Source organism: Streptomyces cyanogenus, from assembly GCF_017526105.1.
GTDB classification, from domain to species: Bacteria; Actinomycetota; Actinomycetes; order Streptomycetales; family Streptomycetaceae; genus Streptomyces; species Streptomyces cyanogenus.
In genome coordinates, this window is the sequence record NZ_CP071839.1 from 482791 (window position 1) to 500185 (window position 17395).

Consider the following 17395-nt stretch of genomic DNA (forward strand, 5'->3'; position numbering starts at 1 on the left):
TATCGGTCGTGGTGAGCGCCGGATACGATGACGCGGTGGAGACGCGAGAGTTGCGATACTTCGTCGCCGTCGCGGAGGAGTTGCACTTCGGGCGGGCGGCGCAGCGGCTCGCCATGACGCAACCACCGCTGTCGCGGGCGATCCAACAGCTCGAGCGGCGGCTCGGAGTGGTTCTGCTGCACCGCACTGCTCGCGCGGTCGCCTTGACCGAGGCCGGGTCGGTGCTTCTGTGGGAGGCCCGGGCCGCACTCGACGCGGTCGAAGCCGCCGAGCGCCGCACCCGCCGCGCAGCTGCCGAATCGCCCGGTGTGGTGCTGGCCACGAAAGCCGGAGCGTCCAGCGAACTGTTGTCGAAGCTGCTGGACGCCTACGCCGCCGAGCCCGGCGCGGTCGCCGTCGAGGTGATGCTGTGCGGGCCCGGCGAACAGGAAGGGCTGCTGCGCGACGGGCGTGCCGACGTTGCTCTGCTCCACCGGCCCTTCGACACGACGGCCGGACTCGACACCGAGGACCTGCACACCGAACAGCAGGTCGTGGTCCTGCCCGCGGGCCACCCCTTGGCCAACCGACCCCATATGTCGATAGCCGAGGTCACCACCCTGGCGGACCTGCCCCTGCCGCGCTGGCCTCGACGGGGCGGGGGCTATCCGGACGGACCTGGCCCGCAGGTACGCGACCACACCCAGCTGTTCCAGCTGATCGCGCTCGGACGGGCCTGCGCGGTCGTGCCCGAGTCCCTCCGAGCCCACCTGCGCGACGATCATGCGACGGTGCCGGTGCCGGACGCACCGACCGTCACCACCGTCATCGCCTGGCCAGCGCACAGCAGATCCAAAGCCGTCGCCGACCTGGTCCGCACCGCGACATGCCTCTAGGCCGGTTCCTTCGGATCATCGGATCGTCAAGCTCATGCAATGGCGGGGCCTGGCGACCCGATATGACAAGACCGCACCATCTACCTCGCCGGACACTTGCTGCCCAGCATCCGCGGCGACCTGCTGGCCCGCCGGGGGACGCACGGCTGGGGCCCGCGTCGAGTTCGAGCGCGCTGCCTCGCTCGCCGCAACGAACGGGATCGGGACTGCCGGAGGCGCGCTCGGCGCAGTGTCGCTGAGCGGTCTTGTCGAAGTACCGACTCCAGGTGTTCACCCGAGTGGGCGCCTACCTTTTGTCCGGCCGGCTGCTGTCGCCCAAAACTGGACGCAAGTACCTGTTGGCCAAGTGCGTCGGTGCACGGTCCTCTCGCGGGCTGAGCTGCGCTTGCGCCGGTACGATCCGCGCGCTCCTGGCGCTGCTGACGACCACCAAGGCGGTTAGCCATGCTCTTCAGTCGCCCCATAACCTACGACCTGAGTGACTGCCGCGTCGCTCATGGCCGCATCTACGACACCGAGGTGTACGACGGTGACGAGTGGGTGCCCCACGGCCGACTCGCCGTGATGCGGGACATGATCACCCATGACGGGAACCACATCCACACGGTGGATTACCACGGCCCCAACCACGCGCTGCTGATACGGGGCAAAGCCGGCGATCCCACGTTCCGGGCGCGGCTCAACCTGACGGAGTGCGGGAACGCGTTCGTCGGCACGATGTCCACGGGCGGCGGGAAGCCTCAGGCCCTGCGTGGTACGGCGTTGGAGCAGGTGTACCGCACACAGCGACACCTCAAGTCCGACCCGGCGGCACCGTTCCTCCCCTGGGAGGACTTCACCATCAAGTCCGAATGGGTGAGCGGCGAACTCAAGATCACCTACCTGCTCGGTTCCGAGAACGTCAGCGATCGCACGCGCGTGACCAAGGTCGATCGCGCCAAGGGTGAAACCTGGCTGGAGATGGTCGCGCAGTTCCAGCCGCCCTTCCGTCAGAACGCGTTCAGCATCGTCCTGGTCTCGGGCTCCCAGACGTTCACCGGCACCCTGACCGATGACGACGGCAACGACTACGACTGGCGCGGCGCCACGGCACCGGAGCTGCCCGAGCCCCGCGCCGCCGTGTTCCGCGCCGCTCACGAGAGCCGCCCGTCGGCCTTCGCCGAAGCCACGCCCTCGACCACGATGTCATTGCAGGACCTGGACAACATCTCGTCGATCCAGGTCGTCACCGATGACAAGGGTAAGCAGTTCACGGTCGACTTCGCCCAGACCACCTGCGGCGGCTACTTCAACAAGTGCCTGGTCAACGCCCTGGATCAGAAGTGGATCGACGGTATCTACGGCCACGCCTACTATCTGCCTCCCGGTGTACAGCAGGTGTTCTCCGACTCCACGCAGTACTTCAAGGACTATGCCGTCCTCGGAACGGGCCAGATGCTCTACGACAACCTGGGCACCAACCCGCAGTACAGGGATCTGATCAAGAGGATCCAGCCCCAGACCATGCAGACCGTCTGGCAGGACATGGGCAAGAGCCAGACGGCCGGCCTGGCGTACCAGGAGGCGAGCAACGCCCTGTACATCCAGGGCTATCGCGACGGAGTCCCGCAGATGCAGGCGTATCTGCAGGACGACCCCGAGAAATGGGCCCTGGACTACTTCAACTGGCTGTCCGACGACGCCAATCTGCTCACCTGGCAGATCCAGGTCGCGAGCAAGGAGTTCGACAACGTCAAGTCCCGCATGTACGAGTGGTACGTCAAGCTCCAGGTTCTCGCGCCGGACAAGGACTACGGCCAACGCTTCATGACCATCGCCTACGCGGCGCTGCTCGGGGTGACCTACTCGAAGTCCCGGTGGTCGGACGACCTCAAACCGTATCTCCAGGCGCTGATCGAGAACGCCATCGCGGGCAAGGTCGACCCGACGATCATGGACGAGGTCCAGCAGCAGGCTGCCAAGGAGAACCAGGAGCTCATGAGCACCCTGGTCACCACCGCCGACCAGATCGCCCTCCTGGTGGACGGCATCGCTGCGGCGATGAGCGCCTACCAGCTGAACAAGCCGCTGCAGCAGCTCGCACAGGATCCCCAGGCGCAGGCCCTCATCGGCCAGCAGCTCCAGGGAGCCCAGTACGAAGCGTGGAGTGACCTGACGACCAAGGGAAAGGTCGGCGGCCTGCTGAGCATGATGTTCTACGGCGCGACGGCGGGCTACCTCATCTACACGATCGCCCAGGACAGCAAGAGCCCGCAGACGCCCAAACAGATCACGACAGAGGTCAACCTGGGCGTCCTCGCCATGGCGATCCTCGTGAAGGGCATCGAGAAGATGATGTCCCTGGGCGTGGGCCGCTTTCTGGAGAACTTCTCCCTGGGCGGTCACGGTGGCGCGTTCCGCACCTTCGCCGGTGACCTCGCCACCTGGTTCAAGGAGGGTGGAAAGATCGTGCCCGAAGGGCCGGTCGGCAAGGCCTTCGTGGCCATCTTCGGCGAGAACTCGGCGGAGTTCATGACCCGGCGCATCGGCCCCGCCATGGCCGTCTGCGGCCTGGTGCTGTCGGCGTTCATGCTGTATGACGCCATCCAGTCGGGCGACATACGGAACGTCGTGTTCGAAGCGCTGAACGCCTTCGTCGGTCTGCTGACCGTCGCCCTGATCGGTTTCGAGCTGATGAGCTTCGCCTGGGCAGGGCCTGCTGGTCTGGCACTGGCCGTCGTCGGCATCATCATCACGCTTGTCCAGTTCATCTGGAACCTGATCGATCCGCCGCAGCCGGCGCCGGATCCGATCACGGAGTTCGTGGACGGTCCCATGGTGGCCAAGGGCTTCGCCACGGCGGGCTGAGCGTACCGGTCGAGCCGGCTCCGGCCGGCTCGACCCCGCTGTCGGACAGGAAGCACAGGGAGAGCCACCTGATGTTCATCGCCGTATCACCTCCGCCCGTCACACTGTCCGGAGCCGTCGACCCGGTCATCGAATCCATCGTCAACCTGATGCCTGACTACAGCGCCGGTCGGCGTCTGCACACCCTCTACGTCAACAAGACACAGAGCGCTCTGCCCGGGAACTACTCGCAGATGTTCGGTACCGGCCCGGCGTTCCGGAGTGTGTTCTTCCCCAATTGGCAGCCCGACTCGCTGCTGTCGCTGGTGGCCGACACGGGCCTGAGCCCGTCGTGGTGGAGTGATTTCTCGGTGGCGGTACTGTGCCAGGCCATCGCGGAGTTGGGCAGCGACATCCGCGGCCAGATGCTGACCGACAAGATCAACGGCGATGTCTCGTCCTTCAACGCCGACTTGCGCGCACGATCCTCGCGCGCGTATGCGAAGGTCCTGGCGGCCGCGTACAACCCCCTCACCACCCTGCTGCAACAGGTGAACCCCGACACCGCCAAGCAGCAGTTCCACGACTCGCTGCTGAGCAACGTACTCAACCGGCAGCTGTGGTACCAGGCGGGTATGTGGACCAGCCCGGACTGGGAGATGTTCAACCAGTACGCCAAGTACATCGCCCTGGGCGCGTCGGACGCCGAGGTGGACACACTGATCGACGAGCTCGCGGCCGCGGGGCTGCCGATTCCCGCCACGGTCAACCGGCAAGGCTGGCGCACGTATGCGGAAGAACTGCGGGACAAGCCGAACATCGATCTTTCCGACATCCGGAACGAGTGCGCGGGCCCGATCGCTCAGACGACGTACATCCCGACGGGCAACGGCATGTCCGCCTCGATGCCCAACGGCAATTGCTACGAGTTCACCGCGAACAGTCAGCCAGGTACGCGCTACCGCCGACCGCCGGGAGGCTCCTGCTTCACCGGCGACACCCAGGTGCTGAACGAAGCCGGTCGCGCCGTCCCGTTGCGGGAGGTGAAGCGCGGAGACACCGTACTGACCCGGGACGGCGTCTCCACAGTGGCGTACGTTGCCCGGCCCCTGCGCTCCGGTCGTCCGCTCTACCGGCTGACGGGCGGCGGCAGCCCCGTGTTCACCACCACCCATCCGTTTCTGAACGCGGCACCGGTGAAACCCCTCGGCTTTCTCCCGAAAGTGTTGGCGGTGGAGCCGGAAGCCCTCGCATGGCAGGTCCCGACGCTCAGTGAGGACGGCATCGGCATCCTGGAGACCGGAAGTCTGGTGTTGTGCCGCGGCCCGGGTCCGAGACAGGATCCGGTCACCGTGACGGTGTCCGGGGTGGAACCCGTGCCCGAGCCCGGTGAGGACAGCCATCTGTACGACCTGCGACTGGCCACCCGATCCGGGGCACGGCAGGAATTCTGGGCGGGCGACGGCGAGAGATTCTTTCTGGTGTCACCCGAGTATCCGATTCTCGACGAGGCGGGTGCGGCGGCTACGACGGTGGTCGCGCTCATGGAGGGACTGGTCTCGTCCGGTGGGCCGGACAAGTCGGGGTGGCCGTCATGGATCAACGACGGAGTCAGCCGGTTCGGCCCCGGCATCTTCCATGGCGCCCTGATGCAGGCACTCGCCACGACGTCCTCCTTCGGTGCCCCGGAGCCCCCCGACTCGCTCGACGAGCGCATCGACCGTCTCTACCGCGGTCTCGCCGACACCACGCCGGAGACCGCTGCGGTGATGGCAAGCCTGTTCGACGGACTGCTGGCGTCGGCCGGCCAGTGGCTGGCGTCGGTCGTCGCGCTCGGCTGGCGGACCTGCATGCTGCTCGGGGGTGAGACGCTCGCGCTCACGGTATTCGACATCGCCCTGACACCCGGCAATCCCGTCCGTGCCGATGCCACGATCGAGCTGGCCATCACGGCGAGGGGACGGAACTCGGCCCAGAGCATCCGCATGTGGGACCGCCGCGGCCGGGGCAACACCCGCTTCCACCACTACTTCGACCAGCTCGTCCACCTGGACGTGACCGGTACGGACAGGCCCGAAGACCTGTCTTTCGCCGTCAGCATGGACGGCGCCACCGTACCGACGTTGTTCGCCCACGTACCCGACTCGTTGGGTGATGCCGCACACACGTTCCGGTCGGCTCAGCTGCGCGACTCGTCCGGGACGGTGGTGGGCGCCATCCGCTTCGACACCCGACGGCTGGGCCAGGACGCCGCCTCCCAGGAGCTCGGCAACAGCGGCCTGTGGACCGAGGACGCGATCGAGGCATACGCCAACGCCCTCGGTGTCGCCATGGTCGAACCGACCCTGTCGGGGTTGCGGGAGATCCACCGCAACCGTGAGCGGTCACCGCAGTACTGACCCTGCCGTCGATGACCGCGACAGGCCGGCCGTGGGTGACTCCTGCCTGCCGCGGAGCCGGCGGCACTCGGACGACGACTCCTGGTCGGCCGTGCACCACTGCGGCATCACCGCCCGGGGAGCCCGGCTCGTCGCCGTCTCCCCGCAGATCCCCGACGAGTCCCTCACCCTCGCCGAGAAGCACGCCCTCGCCTTCGCCGTCCTCAGCGACATCGGCTCCGACGTCGCCAAGCAGTACGGCCTCGCCTTCGACCTCCCCGACGACCTCGCCGCCGTCCACGACAGGCCCGGCTTCGGCCTCCAGCGCGTCAACGACGGCCACCCGCGCACGCTGCCCCTCCCCGCCATCTACGTCATCGACCGCTCAGGCACCGCCCGTTGGGCCTTCGTCGACACCGACTACACCACGCCCGCGTCCGGGTGGCACGGTTCGGGGGCCTGTGCGCGTCTCGTCCCGAGCACGTCCTCGCAGAGGCACGGGACGCCGGGATGTTCCCGGGTCACATCGGAGTTCGGCCACCCGGTGCAGAGCCCTCAGGCCGCGTGCGTTGCGGTACGTCCATGTGGCGCGGCGGCCCGCCGGCCCGCACCGTACGCGAATCGCTGCCGGACCTGCGCCTTCCCGGTGCCGCAGTGCCGCCGGGGACGCACCGGGCGGTGGCGGCCCGCAGGCCCTGATGGTGACCGGGCAGCCGCTTGCCGCGTGCTCGGCGCCGGGACGAGCATGTGTGCTCCCACCCGCTGCGCGACAGGGAGTGGCCCATGTCTGCGAGCTCGACAGCAGTGCGTCCCGTGTCTTCCGGAAGGGCTGGTCGTGCCGGAGCCGCTTGATGCCGTGACCCCCGCCGCCGCCGGTACGTCCGCGTCCTCGGCGGAGATGACCGCACCGCCGACGGTCGGCGTGGAGGAGGAGTTCGTGCTGGCCGACCGGCACAGCAGGGCCGCCGTGTTCCGGGCCCCGTCCGTGGTCGGCGCCGCCCGCGCCCGCCTCGGCGCGCCGCACGCCACGGCGGAGGTCTCCCAGGCCCAGGTGGAGACCGTCAGCGGGGTGTGCCGCACCGCCGAGGACCTGGTGGCGGAGATCGTCCGGCTGCGCGGCGGAGCGGCCAGGGCCGCCGCGGAGTACGACTGTCTCCTCGTGCCCAGTGGCAGCGCGATCCTCGGCAGGCCCGGGCCGCCGCCCGTCGCGGACAAGGCACGCTACCGCGCGTTCGTGCGCCGCTTCGGGCCGCTCGTCCAGGACCAGGGGGTGAACGCCTGCCACGTGCACGTCGGGGTCGCCGACCGGGAGGAGGCCGTGCGGGCGGTCAACCATCTGCGGGGCTGGATGCCCCTGCTGCTGGCCCTCACCGGCAACTCCCCGTACAGCGACGGCACGGACACCGGGTACGCGAGCTGGCGCTCCATGGTCTGGGGCCGCTGGCCGCTGGCGGGACCTCCGCCCCGCCTGCGGGGCGCGGCCCACTTCGACCAGGTCGTCGGCCACCTCGTCGCCTCCGGAGCGGCGATGGACCCGGCGATGGTCTACTGGCACGTGCGGCCCTCGCCGCACCTTCCCACCGTGGAGGTCCGGGTCGCGGACGTGCTGCCCGACCCCGCGGCCACGACGGCCTACGCGCTGCTGGTCCGCGCCCTCGTCAGCTGCGCCGTGGACGCGGTCCGCACCGGTGAACCCGCTCCCGACGTCCCCGACCTGCTGCTGCGGGCGGCGTGCTGGCAGGCCGCCCGGTACGGGGCGAACGGCACCCTGCCCGCCACGCACTCCCGCGACTGCGCCCCCACCGCCGTCGGCCGGCTGGTGGAGGAACTCTGGAAACGGGTCGAGTCGTACCTCGGCCGCTACGGCGACGACCGGTGGGTCGGCGACTGGCTGAGCGAGGTGCAGCACCGGGGCACCGGCTCCGTACGACAGCGGCTTGTCGCGGAGCAGCACGGGGGCCGCCTCCAGGCCGTGGTGGACGAACTCGCCGTCCCGCCCGCGTGATCCGGCGGTCGCGGCGGTCGGCGGCGGCACCCGGCTTCGTCTCTGTTCACGTGCCCGCAGGGCCTGCGGTGGCACGCAGGCGGCGCCGGGCCAGCTCGGTCGCCGCCTGTGCCGGTGTCCGGCCGCGGGACTCGGCGGTGTCCAGCAGACCGGTGACGGTGTGCTCGATGGCGTCGACGCGGGCGCGCACCTCGTCGGGTGCGAGGTGGTGGAGTTCGGTGCTGACGGCGTGGACGACCCCTCCGGCGCTCGCGACGTAGTCCGGCACCCAGAGGATGCCGCGCCGGTGCAGCAGGTCGGCGACATCCGGTGTGGCGAGCTGGTTGTTGGCCGGTCCGACGACGGCTCGGCAGCGCAACTGCGCCACGGTGTGCGCGGTGAGGCAGGAGCCGAGGGCCGCGGGGACCACGATGTCCACGTCCGCGGCGAGGATCTCGTCGGGTGAGCACCAGACGGCGCCGAGTTCGTCGCCGATCTTCCGCTTGTCCGGGTCGGTGTCGGTGACCGTCAGGGCGGCGCCCTCGGCCGCGAGCAGCCGGGCGAGGCCGGCGCCGACCCTGCCCAGTCCGACCACGGCCAGCCGGCGCCCGTCCAGACGTGCCGTGCCGTACAGCCGCCGGCTGACGGCCCGTAGCGCGGCGAGCGTGCCCTGCGCCGTATGCGGGGAGGAGTCGCCGCTGCCGCCCAGGTGGGCGGGCCGGCAGAACACGTGGGAGGTGATCGTTCCGATCAGGGCCATGTCCTCCGGGCCGGTCCCGACGTCCGGCCCGGTGGAGTACGTACCGCCCAGCGACTCGATGGTGTCGGCCACGTCCTGGAGCACGTCACGGCGCCGCTCCGGATCGAGCACCGTGCCTTCCGGCAGGGCCACGACCGTCTTCCCGCCGCCGCTGGGCAGTCCGGCCACGGCGAACTTCGCGGTCATGGCCGCCGACAGGCGAAGAGCGTCGGTGACGCCGTCCCGCCAGTCCGGGTAGTGCCACAGGCGCAGGCCGCCTGCCGCCGGGCCGAGTGCCGTGGAGTGGACGGCCACGATCACCGGCAGCCGGGAACGCCGGCCGGAGCGGATCACGACCTGCTCGTGCTCGAACATGAGAGGGTTCTCCCTTCATTCGTTCAGCTGGACGCGCCCAGCCTGCACGAATGGACTTCCATATGGGCTTTGCGTCGAACGAATGGGTGAAAGTGAGTTAGGGTCGCCGACCATGGACGAACTTGATTCGGAGATTGTGCGGCTCCTCCAGACAGATGCACGGCAGTCCAACCGCGAGCTCGCCCGGCAGCTGGGCATCGCCCCCTCCACCTGTCTGGAGCGGGTCCGGGCACTCCACCGCCGGGGGGTCATCCGCGGCTACCACGCGGACATCGACCCGGCCGCGCTCAACCGCGGTGTCCAGGCGCTGGTCTCGGTCCAGGTACGCCCCCTCAGCCGGACCGTCATCGACTCCTTCAAGGCCTTCGCCGGGAAACTCCCCGAAGTCCTGCACGTCTTCGTGCTCTCCGGAGGCGACGACTTCCTGCTCCATGTCGCCGTGCAGGACCTCGACCGGCTGCACGCCTTCCTGACCGACCAGCTCAGCAAGCGCAGCGAGGTCACCGGCTTCCGCACCTCGGTCATCTTCCAGCAGGTGAGCAACACCGCCCCCACCCGGCTGCCCCCGGCCGACCAGACGCCGGCGGCCACCCGACTAGGATGATCGACCACACGGCCCCAACCACTCACCCCTCCAACGGAGTTGCCATGATCGACACCAGCAGGGCGCATCCCGCGCGGGTCTACGACTGGCTGCTGGGCGGCAAGGACAACTACCCGGTCGACGAGGCCGTGGGCGAGCGGTTGCCGGCCGAGGCGCGGGACGCGGCGCGGCAGAACCGCCAGTTCATGCACCGGGCCGCGGCCTGGCTCGCCGCGCAGGGCATCGACCAGTTCCTGGACATCGGCACGGGCATCCCCACCCCGCCCAACCTGTGCACCAGATCGTCCAGGACATCGTGCCGTCGGCGAAGGTCGTCTACACCGACAACGACCCGATCGTCCTGCGCCACGCCGAGGCGCTGCTGGTCAGCGGCACCGAGGGCGTGACCGACTACATCCAGGCCGATGTACGGCAGCCGGAGTCCATCGTGCGGCACGCCCGGCGGGTGCTGGACTTCGGCCACCCGATCGCGCTGTCGCTGATCGCGCTGATGCACTTCATCACCGATGAGCAGGACGCCCACGGAATCGTCCGCAACCTGGTCGCCACGCTGCCTCCGGGCAGCTACCTGGTGCTGTCGCACGCCGCGTCCGATCTCTATCCGGAACTCGCCGCACAGGTCACCGCCGAGTACGCCAAGGGCGGTATCCCGCTCGGATTCCGGGCCCGCGCGGAGGTGGCGCGCTTCTTCGACGGCCTGGACCTCGTCCCGCCCGGCCTGGTGACCGCGACGGAGTGGGGCGCGTCGGCTCCGGACGGCGAGCCGGAGGGCAGCGGCATCTACGCGGGAGTGGCCCGCGTTCGCTGAGCGGCCGCAGGCGGCCCCGGCTTGCCTTCGAGTGGACTCCAGCAGCCACACTGATCGCGACGAACACAGCGGCATCCGTGCCCAGGACAGAACGGCGGCAGCAGATGGCAACGACGAGCCGGGCGGGGCATCCCCTGTCCTACGACACCTACCGTGAGGCGATCGGGCGGGAGACGCACCGGTTCGCCGAGGTGGTGCGGGGCGCCGATCCCGCGAGCGCCGTCCCCTCCTGCCCCGACTGGACGCTGGCCGAGCTCACCCGGCACGTGGGAGCGGTGCAGCGCTGGTTCTGCGCCCTGCTCACCCGGCGGGTGCAGGAGCCGCCGCGCAGCCGTGACGTGGAACTGGGGCTGCCCGCGGACGAGCGGGACCTCGCCGACTGGCTGACGGCGGGGGTGCCCGAGGTGGCGGCCGTACTGCGGGACACGGATCCCGGCGCGGCGATGTGGACGTGGGGCGCGGACCGGCATACGCGGTTCTGGGCCCGCCGGATGCTCTTCGAAACACTGGTGCACCGGGTGGACGCGGAGCACGCCCTGGGCCAGGAGTCGGACATCGACCCGGTACTGGCGGCGGACGGGGTGGACGAGTTCCTGGTCAACCTCCCGTACGCGGGGGTGTTCGCCCCCGATGTGACGAAGCTGCGCGGCGACGGAGAGATCGTCGCGTTCCAGTGCGCCGGCACCGGCGAGGAGTGGCGGGTGCGGCTGGACCCGGACGGCTTCCGGCTGCTGCCGCTCGACGGCGACGATGCGGTGTCCGAGCCGCCCACGGCGGCGGTGCGCGGCCAGGCGGCGGATCTCCTCCTGCTGCTCTACGGGCGGCGGTCGTACCAGGAGCCCGCCTTCGACGTCTCCGGCGAGGCGCCGGTCCTCGACCGCTGGTTCGCCCACACGGCCTTCTGAACCGGGCCGCCCTGCTTCGTGACGCTGCCGCGCCGCGCTCATCCGGCCGGTGACGGCGGCGGTACGGACGGCTCGCCGGCGGAGAGGCAGACGGCGAGCGCCGCGACGTCGTCCTGCAGCCGGTCCCCGCTGTGCTCCAGCAGGTCCTGGTGGAGCCGCTCCAGGAGGTCCTGGGGCGGTAGGGGGCCCCACGAACGCAGGCGCTGGAGCAGCGGGTAGAAGGTGCCGGCGGCGTCCCGCGTCTCCGTGATGCCGTCCGTGTACAGCAGGAGCTGGTCGCCGGGCAGGAACGAGTAGGTGTCCACGTGGTACGGCTCCCCGACCAGCATGCCCAGGTTGAGCGGCGGAGCCGAACGGCCGCTGTCCAGTTCCCGCACCTCCCCGGACCGGATCCGGACCGGGGGCGGGTGGCCGCAGTTGACGACGCGGACCAGCGGGTCCGCCACGGCGATCTCGGCGAAGACGGCCGTGACGAACCGTTCGCCCACCTCGCTTCCGCCCAGCAGCGTCGCCCTGCGGTTCATGCTGGTCTCCACCCGGTCGGCCAGGGCGGGCAGAGCGGGTTCGTCGTGGGCCGCCTCGCGGAACGCGCCGAGCAGGGCCGCGGCCGTCTCCACGGCGAGCAGCCCCTTGCCCCGGACGTCGCCGATGAGCAGCCGGACGCCGTACCGGGTGGGGACGGCCTCGTACAGGTCGCCGCCGATGCGGGCCTCGGCCGCGGCGGACACGTAGAGGCTCTCCATCTGGAGGCGGCCGATCCGGTGGGGTACCGGTCTGAGCAGGACCCGCTGGGCGATGTCGGCCACGAAGCGCACGTCGGCCAGGGTGCGCTCACGGCGGGTGCGGTGCGCGGCCAGGATCGTGCCGAGGACACCCACCAGTGCGGTGCAGATGTACGCGGCCACGTAGTGACGGTCCCACAGATAGCCGACCGAGCGGCCCGCACAGCACGGGGTGCCGGCCAGAACCCCTTCCAGGACGATGGCGAACACCGTGGCGCCGGCGACGGCGACCGGTCCGTGGGCGAAGGCGGTCACGAGAGGCAGGGCGATCAGCACGAAGCTCACCGGCCACTCCACGGGCGTCAAGGGCTCCAGTACCAGAAGGGCGGCGACGTACAGGGCCGGAAGCCACCGCATCCACGCCGGGGGCGCCGACAACTGCGTCCGCGCACCGGCGCCGTCCTCCGGCTCGCGACCGGTATGTCCAGATCTCGGCATACGTGGTCTCCGCACACGGACTCCTGTCACAGGAACTCGACAAGACTCCCAGCCTGGTCTGCCGGACCGCGGCGCGCCCGGATTGCTCCAGTCCACGGCATGTTCCGCCGGCCGCGTGGGCCGGGCTCCGGCCCGCGCGACGCGCTGCCCGCCGCGATCGGGCGCCGGGACCAGGACACGCGGGAGGCGGGCGCGCTCCTTCGGTGAGCGCTGCCCGACGGTCACGGCCGGCGTCCCGCACGTCACCCGGACGCGGAGCGGCCGCACCCCGCGGCGGGCCGTGCGCCGCACGCACCCTGCCCCGCATCCACCGGCAGCGGCACCCGGGTCGCCGATCACGGAGTTGCAGTGCTAGAAAAGGGAGATGAGCGGACGTTCCCGCTGGCCATGGGCAAGCGCGGCGCCACCGCCCGGCACACGCGGGACATCCGGTCCGTCCCGTGGTCGAAGGCTCTGGCCGTCACGCGGACGCAGCCTCTCGCCGTCCCTGAGCGTCCGCACGCTCGCCGCGCAGGTCTTCCTGCTGCAGGCACTGATCATGCTGCTGCTGGTCGCGGTGGCAGCCGCCGCCCTGGTCGTACAGGGGCGGTACGACGCCGAACGCAGTGCGGAGGATCGTTCCCTCGCCGCGGCGGAGGCGTTCGCGCACGCGCCCGGAACGGCGCTCGCGCTCCGGTCGCCGCATCCGACGGCCCGGCTCCAGGCGGCCACGGAACAGGCGCAGAAGGGTGCCCGCGTCGATTTCATCAGTGTCCTGGACAGACACGGTGTCCGGCTCGCCGACCCCGAAACCGGGCTGATCGGCACGCAGGCCGAGGGCGTCGGCAGGGCCGCCGCGGGCGAGACGTTCACCGAGACGTTCCACGGCGAGCCCGGCGACGCCGTGCGGGCGGTCGTACCCGTGACGGATGCCAGCAGGCGCGTGGTCGGCATGGTCACCGCCGGGATCCGGTACGCGAACGTCAGCCACGTGCTGAACCGGCAGCTGCCGATACTGCTCGGCGCGGCGGCGGCGGCGCTCGTGCTGGCGACCGGTGGCGCGGCCCTGGTCAGCCGCCGCCTGCTGCGGCAGACCCACGGACTCGGCCCGGCCGAGATGACCCGGATGTACGAGCACCACGACGCCGTGCTGCACGCGGTGCGCGAGGGCGTGCTGATCGTCGACGGCGACGGGCGCGTACTGCTCGCCAACGACGAGGCGCACCGGCTGCTGGACCTGCCGGAGGACGCCGACCAGCGGCGGGTGGGCGAGCTGGGGCTGGGGCCGCGGCTCGCGCGGCTGATGGATTCGCAGGAGACCGCGACCGACGAGGTCATCCCGGCCGGGGACCGGCTGCTCGCGGTGAACATCCGGCCCACCGCCCCGTACGGCGGCGCTCAGGGGCTGGTGGCCACCTTCCGGGACACCACGGAGCTGAGGGCCCTGTCCGGGCAGGCCGAGGTGGCGCGGGGCCGGCTGTCCTTCCTGTACGAGGCGGGCATGCGGATCGGCACCACCCTCGACGTAAGGCGTACGGCGGAGGAGCTGACCGAGGTGGCGGTTCCCCGGCTGGCCGACTTCGTCACCGTGGAGCTCCTCGACTCCGTGCTGCACGGCCAGGAGCCCACGAGCGCCGTGCGTGAGATGCGCCGTACCGCGATGCGTGCCTCGCGGACGGGGCATCCCCTCCAGCCGGTGGGTGAGGTCATCCGGTTCGTCATGGCCGACACGCCGATGGCCTCGGCGCTGCGCCAGGGCAAGGCCGTCCTGGTGCCCGACCTGCACAACGCCCAGGACTGGCGGGCGCAGGACCCCGAGGGGGCGCTGCGGGCGCTGGACTACGGCATCCGCTCACTGATCACGGTGCCGCTGCGGGCGCGCGGGGTGGTCCTCGGCATGGTCAACTTCTGGCGTGGCACGGGCACTCCCCGGTTCGACGAGGAGGACGTCGCCGTGGCCGAGGAGCTGGTGGCCCGGGCCGCCGTGGCGATCGACAACGCGCGCCGGTACTCCCGCGAGCACGCCCTGGCCATGACGCTCCAGCGCAACCTGCTGCCGCGGGGCCTGCCGGAGCAGGACGCGCTGGAGATCGCCTCGCGCTATCTGCCGGCGCGTTCCGGCGTGGGCGGCGACTGGTTCGACGTCATTCCCCTGCCCGGGTTCCGGGTGGCGCTGGTCGTCGGTGACATCGTCGGGCACGGGTTGCAGGCGGCGGTGACCATGGGGCGGCTGCGCACGGCCGTGCTGAACTTCTCCTCGCTGGACCTGGCCCCCGACGAACTGCTCGGACACCTCGACGAGATGGTGACCCGGCTGGACACACACGGCGGGACCACCGACGACGACCGGGTACCGCTCACCGGCGCCACCTGCCTGTACGCCATCTACGATCCGGTCGGCGGGCACTGCACCCTCTCCCGGGCCGGGCACCTCGCCCCCGCCGTGGTGGACCCTCAGGGCGGGGTGGTCTTCCCCGACCTTCCCCTGTCGCCGCCCCTGGGGGTCGGCGGGCACCCCTTCGAGGCCGGGGAGCTGGACCTGCCCGAGGGCAGCCGGCTCGTGCTGTTCACCGACGGCCTGGTCGAGAACCACGGACGGGACATCGACGAGGGCCTGGAACTGCTCTCCTCGGCCATCGCCCACGCGGACCGGACACCGGAGGAGACCTGCCGCGCCCTGGTGGAGACGATGCTGCCCGGGCACCCCAGTGACGACGTGGCACTGCTGGTCGCCCGGACCCGGCTGCTCGCCCCCTCGTCCGTCGCGACCTGGGACGTCCCGTTCGACGCCGAGGCCGTGTCCCGGGTCCGCGGGGAAGTGAGCCGACGGCTCGCCGACTGGGGTCTGGAAGGCGTGGCCTTCGCCACGGAGCTGATCCTGAGCGAGCTCCTCACCAACGCGATCCGCTACGGTGCGCCGCCCGTACGGGTCAGGCTGCTGCTGGGCCGCACGCTGGTGTGCGAGGTGTCGGACGGCAGCAACACCTCGCCCCGGCTGCGCCGCGCGGCCACCACCGACGAGGGAGGCCGCGGACTGTTCCTGGTCTCGCAGTTCGCGGACATGTGGGGCACCCGGTACGCCCCTCGGGGCAAGGTCATCTGGGCGGAGCAGAACCTGGAGAGCGCCCCGGAACCGGACGCGTCGGCCCTGTTCGACGTCATGGGTCTGTGACCGGCCGCCCTGCCGACGCACTCGGGGTGCGCGAGCCGGGCTGAGCCACCGGCGGGCTGCGGTACGGCCGTTGGTTCGGGAGCGCTCCAAAATCGCGGCCTCGCGCGCGGCCGCCGGCGCGACCTGCGACTTCGAAACCTCTTCGACGCCCACGTCGCCGCCAGTCTTGTCAGGGACATGGACTGTCCCTACAGTCCCTGCCCAACGGAGGAAATGGGAGCGCTCCCATCCACGCGCCTTCGGGAGCGCTCCCGGACTCCCCCCACCGTCATGTGAGAGGACCCGCATGCGACCGTCCAAGCACCATGTCCGTGGAAGGCGCGGCCTGTTGGGCGCGCTGCTCACCGCACTCGCCGCCGTGGCGGCGCTGCTCGGCGTCGCTCCGGCGGCGCAGGCCGACACCACGATCTGCGAACAGTACGGGTCGACGACGATCCAGGGCCGCTACGTCGTCCAGAACAACCGCTGGGGCACCGGCGAACCCCAGTGCATCACCGCCACCGACTCCGGATTCCGCGTCATCCGGGCGGACGGCTCGGTGCCGACGAACGGCGCGCCGAAGTCCTACCCGTCCGTCTTCAACGGCTGCCACTACACCAACTGTTCACCCGGCACCAGGCTTCCGGCCCGGCTCGGCACCATCTCCAGCGCGCCGACGAGCATCTCGTACATCTACGTGAGCAACGCGGTGTACGACGCCGCGTACGACATCTGGCTGGACCCCACGCCCCGTACCGACGGCGTCAACCGGACCGAGATCATGATCTGGTTCACCAAGGTGGGCCCCGTCCAGCCCGTGGGCTCGCAGGTCGGCACCGCCACCGTGGCCGGACGCCCGTGGCAGGTGTGGTCCGGCAACAACGGCTCCAACGACGTCCTGTCCTTCGTCGCACCGTCGGCGATCAACAGCTGGGGCTTCGACGTCATGGACTTCGTGCGGCAGGCCGTTTCCCGGGGGCTGGCGCAGGACAGCTGGTACCTGACCAGTGTGCAGGCCGGGTTCGAGCCCTGGCAGAACGGCGCCGGTCTCGCCGTGACCTCGTTCTCCTCCACGGTCGAGACCGGCAGCGGCGGCTCCGGGGGCCCGGCGGCCTGCAAGGTGGCGTACGGGACGAACGCCTGGCAGGGCGGTTTCAGCGCCGACGTCACCGTCACCAACACCGGCTCCTCCCCCGTCAACGGCTGGAAGCTGGCCTTCGCGCTGCCTGCGGGGCAGCAGATCGGCAATGCCTGGGGCGCCGGCGTGACGCCGTCCACCGGGGCGGTCACGGCGGGCAATCTCGCCTACAACGCGCAGATCGCGCCCGGTGGCCAGGTGTCCTTCGGCTTCCAGGGCACCTACGGCGGCGCCTTCGCCAAGCCGTCCGGTTTCAGCCTGAACGGCAGTGCCTGCGCCACCGCGTGACCCACCCACCCGCTCCGGGACCCGCTCGTCCCGCCCCGCCGCCCGGGCGGGTCCCGGCTCCACCGGCTTCACCGCGGACGGCACCGCCGGCACACCCGCACCGCACTGCGCCGGCACCTGAACGC

The 17395-nt window shown here is 70.8% G+C and carries 10 protein-coding genes and 1 pseudogene; 9 read left to right on the plus strand and 2 right to left on the minus strand.

Features of this window, described 5'->3' with window-relative positions; all coding sequences use genetic code 11:
* Positions 1 to 35 precede the first annotated feature (35 nt).
* The 4 genes from S1361_RS02100 (at position 36) to S1361_RS02115 (ending at position 8084) form a co-directional block, all read left to right on the plus strand.
* Positions 36 to 875 carry a LysR family transcriptional regulator gene (locus S1361_RS02100; protein WP_208030136.1) on the plus strand — a complete coding sequence of 280 codons (840 nt, stop codon included), beginning with the start codon at positions 36 to 38 and terminating at the stop codon, positions 873 to 875.
* Positions 876 to 1319: 444 nt separating this feature from the next.
* Positions 1320 to 3722 carry a phage tail family protein gene (locus S1361_RS02105; protein WP_208030137.1) on the plus strand — a complete coding sequence of 801 codons (2403 nt, stop codon included), beginning with the start codon at positions 1320 to 1322 and terminating at the stop codon, positions 3720 to 3722.
* A gap of 71 nt (positions 3723 to 3793) precedes the next feature.
* Positions 3794 to 6100 (plus strand): Hint domain-containing protein, encoded by a 2307-nt coding sequence (locus tag S1361_RS02110; RefSeq protein ID WP_208030138.1) that lies wholly within the window; start codon positions 3794 to 3796, stop codon positions 6098 to 6100.
* A 31-nt stretch (positions 6101 to 6131) separates the two neighbouring features.
* Positions 6132 to 8084, plus strand: coding sequence for a glutamate--cysteine ligase (locus tag S1361_RS02115; RefSeq protein WP_208030139.1), 1953 nt, complete (start codon positions 6132 to 6134; stop codon positions 8082 to 8084).
* Between the two features lie 46 nt (positions 8085 to 8130).
* Here S1361_RS02115 and S1361_RS02120 read toward each other — a convergent pair whose 3' ends face one another.
* Positions 8131 to 9177 (minus strand): Glu/Leu/Phe/Val dehydrogenase family protein, encoded by a 1047-nt coding sequence (locus S1361_RS02120; RefSeq protein WP_208030140.1) that lies wholly within the window; start codon positions 9175 to 9177, stop codon positions 8131 to 8133.
* Between the two features lie 112 nt (positions 9178 to 9289).
* On the opposite strand from S1361_RS02120, the gene S1361_RS02125 reads away from it, so the two are divergent.
* The 3 genes and pseudogenes from S1361_RS02125 (at position 9290) to S1361_RS02135 (ending at position 11494) form a co-directional block, all read left to right on the plus strand.
* Positions 9290 to 9781, plus strand: coding sequence for an Lrp/AsnC family transcriptional regulator (locus tag S1361_RS02125; RefSeq protein ID WP_208030141.1), 492 nt, complete (start codon positions 9290 to 9292; stop codon positions 9779 to 9781).
* Positions 9778 to 10589, plus strand: a pseudogene (locus S1361_RS02130) (SAM-dependent methyltransferase). Before S1361_RS02125 ends, S1361_RS02130 begins: the two are co-directional and overlap by 4 nt.
* A 104-nt stretch (positions 10590 to 10693) precedes the next feature.
* The gene (locus S1361_RS02135) at positions 10694 to 11494 is read left to right on the plus strand and encodes a maleylpyruvate isomerase family mycothiol-dependent enzyme (protein ID WP_208030142.1); all 801 of its coding nucleotides are present in this window, start codon (positions 10694 to 10696) and stop codon (positions 11492 to 11494) included.
* A gap of 38 nt (positions 11495 to 11532) precedes the next feature.
* On the opposite strand, the gene S1361_RS02140 is transcribed toward S1361_RS02135, so the two are convergent.
* Positions 11533 to 12633 (minus strand): PP2C family protein-serine/threonine phosphatase, encoded by a 1101-nt coding sequence (locus S1361_RS02140; protein ID WP_208036400.1) that lies wholly within the window; start codon positions 12631 to 12633, stop codon positions 11533 to 11535.
* Positions 12634 to 13078: 445 nt separating this feature from the next.
* Between S1361_RS02140 and S1361_RS02145 the strand changes: the two genes are divergently transcribed.
* A complete protein-coding gene (locus tag S1361_RS02145; protein ID WP_208030143.1) occupies positions 13079 to 15865 on the plus strand; it encodes a SpoIIE family protein phosphatase in 2787 nt (928 codons plus the stop codon).
* A gap of 286 nt (positions 15866 to 16151) precedes the next feature.
* A complete protein-coding gene (locus S1361_RS02150) occupies positions 16152 to 17270 on the plus strand; it encodes a glycoside hydrolase family 12 protein (protein ID WP_208030144.1) in 1119 nt (372 codons plus the stop codon).
* Positions 17271 to 17395 lie beyond the last annotated feature (125 nt).

Excerpts from the sequence above, each read along its gene's own strand:
- S1361_RS02105 (WP_208030137.1), top strand. The coding sequence starts at position 1,320 with ATGCTCTTCAGTCGCCCCATAACCTACGACCTGAGTGACTGCCGCGTC.
- S1361_RS02110 (WP_208030138.1), top strand. The coding sequence starts at position 3,794 with ATGTTCATCGCCGTATCACCTCCGCCCGTCACACTGTCCGGAGCCGTC.
- S1361_RS02120 (WP_208030140.1), bottom strand. The coding sequence starts at position 9,177 with ATGTTCGAGCACGAGCAGGTCGTGATCCGCTCCGGCCGGCGTTCCCGG.
- S1361_RS02125 (WP_208030141.1), top strand. The coding sequence starts at position 9,290 with ATGGACGAACTTGATTCGGAGATTGTGCGGCTCCTCCAGACAGATGCA.
- S1361_RS02135 (WP_208030142.1), top strand. The coding sequence starts at position 10,694 with ATGGCAACGACGAGCCGGGCGGGGCATCCCCTGTCCTACGACACCTAC.
- S1361_RS02140 (WP_208036400.1), bottom strand. The coding sequence starts at position 12,633 with ATGCGGTGGCTTCCGGCCCTGTACGTCGCCGCCCTTCTGGTACTGGAG.
- S1361_RS02145 (WP_208030143.1), top strand. The coding sequence starts at position 13,079 with ATGAGCGGACGTTCCCGCTGGCCATGGGCAAGCGCGGCGCCACCGCCC.
- S1361_RS02150 (WP_208030144.1), top strand. The coding sequence starts at position 16,152 with ATGCGACCGTCCAAGCACCATGTCCGTGGAAGGCGCGGCCTGTTGGGC.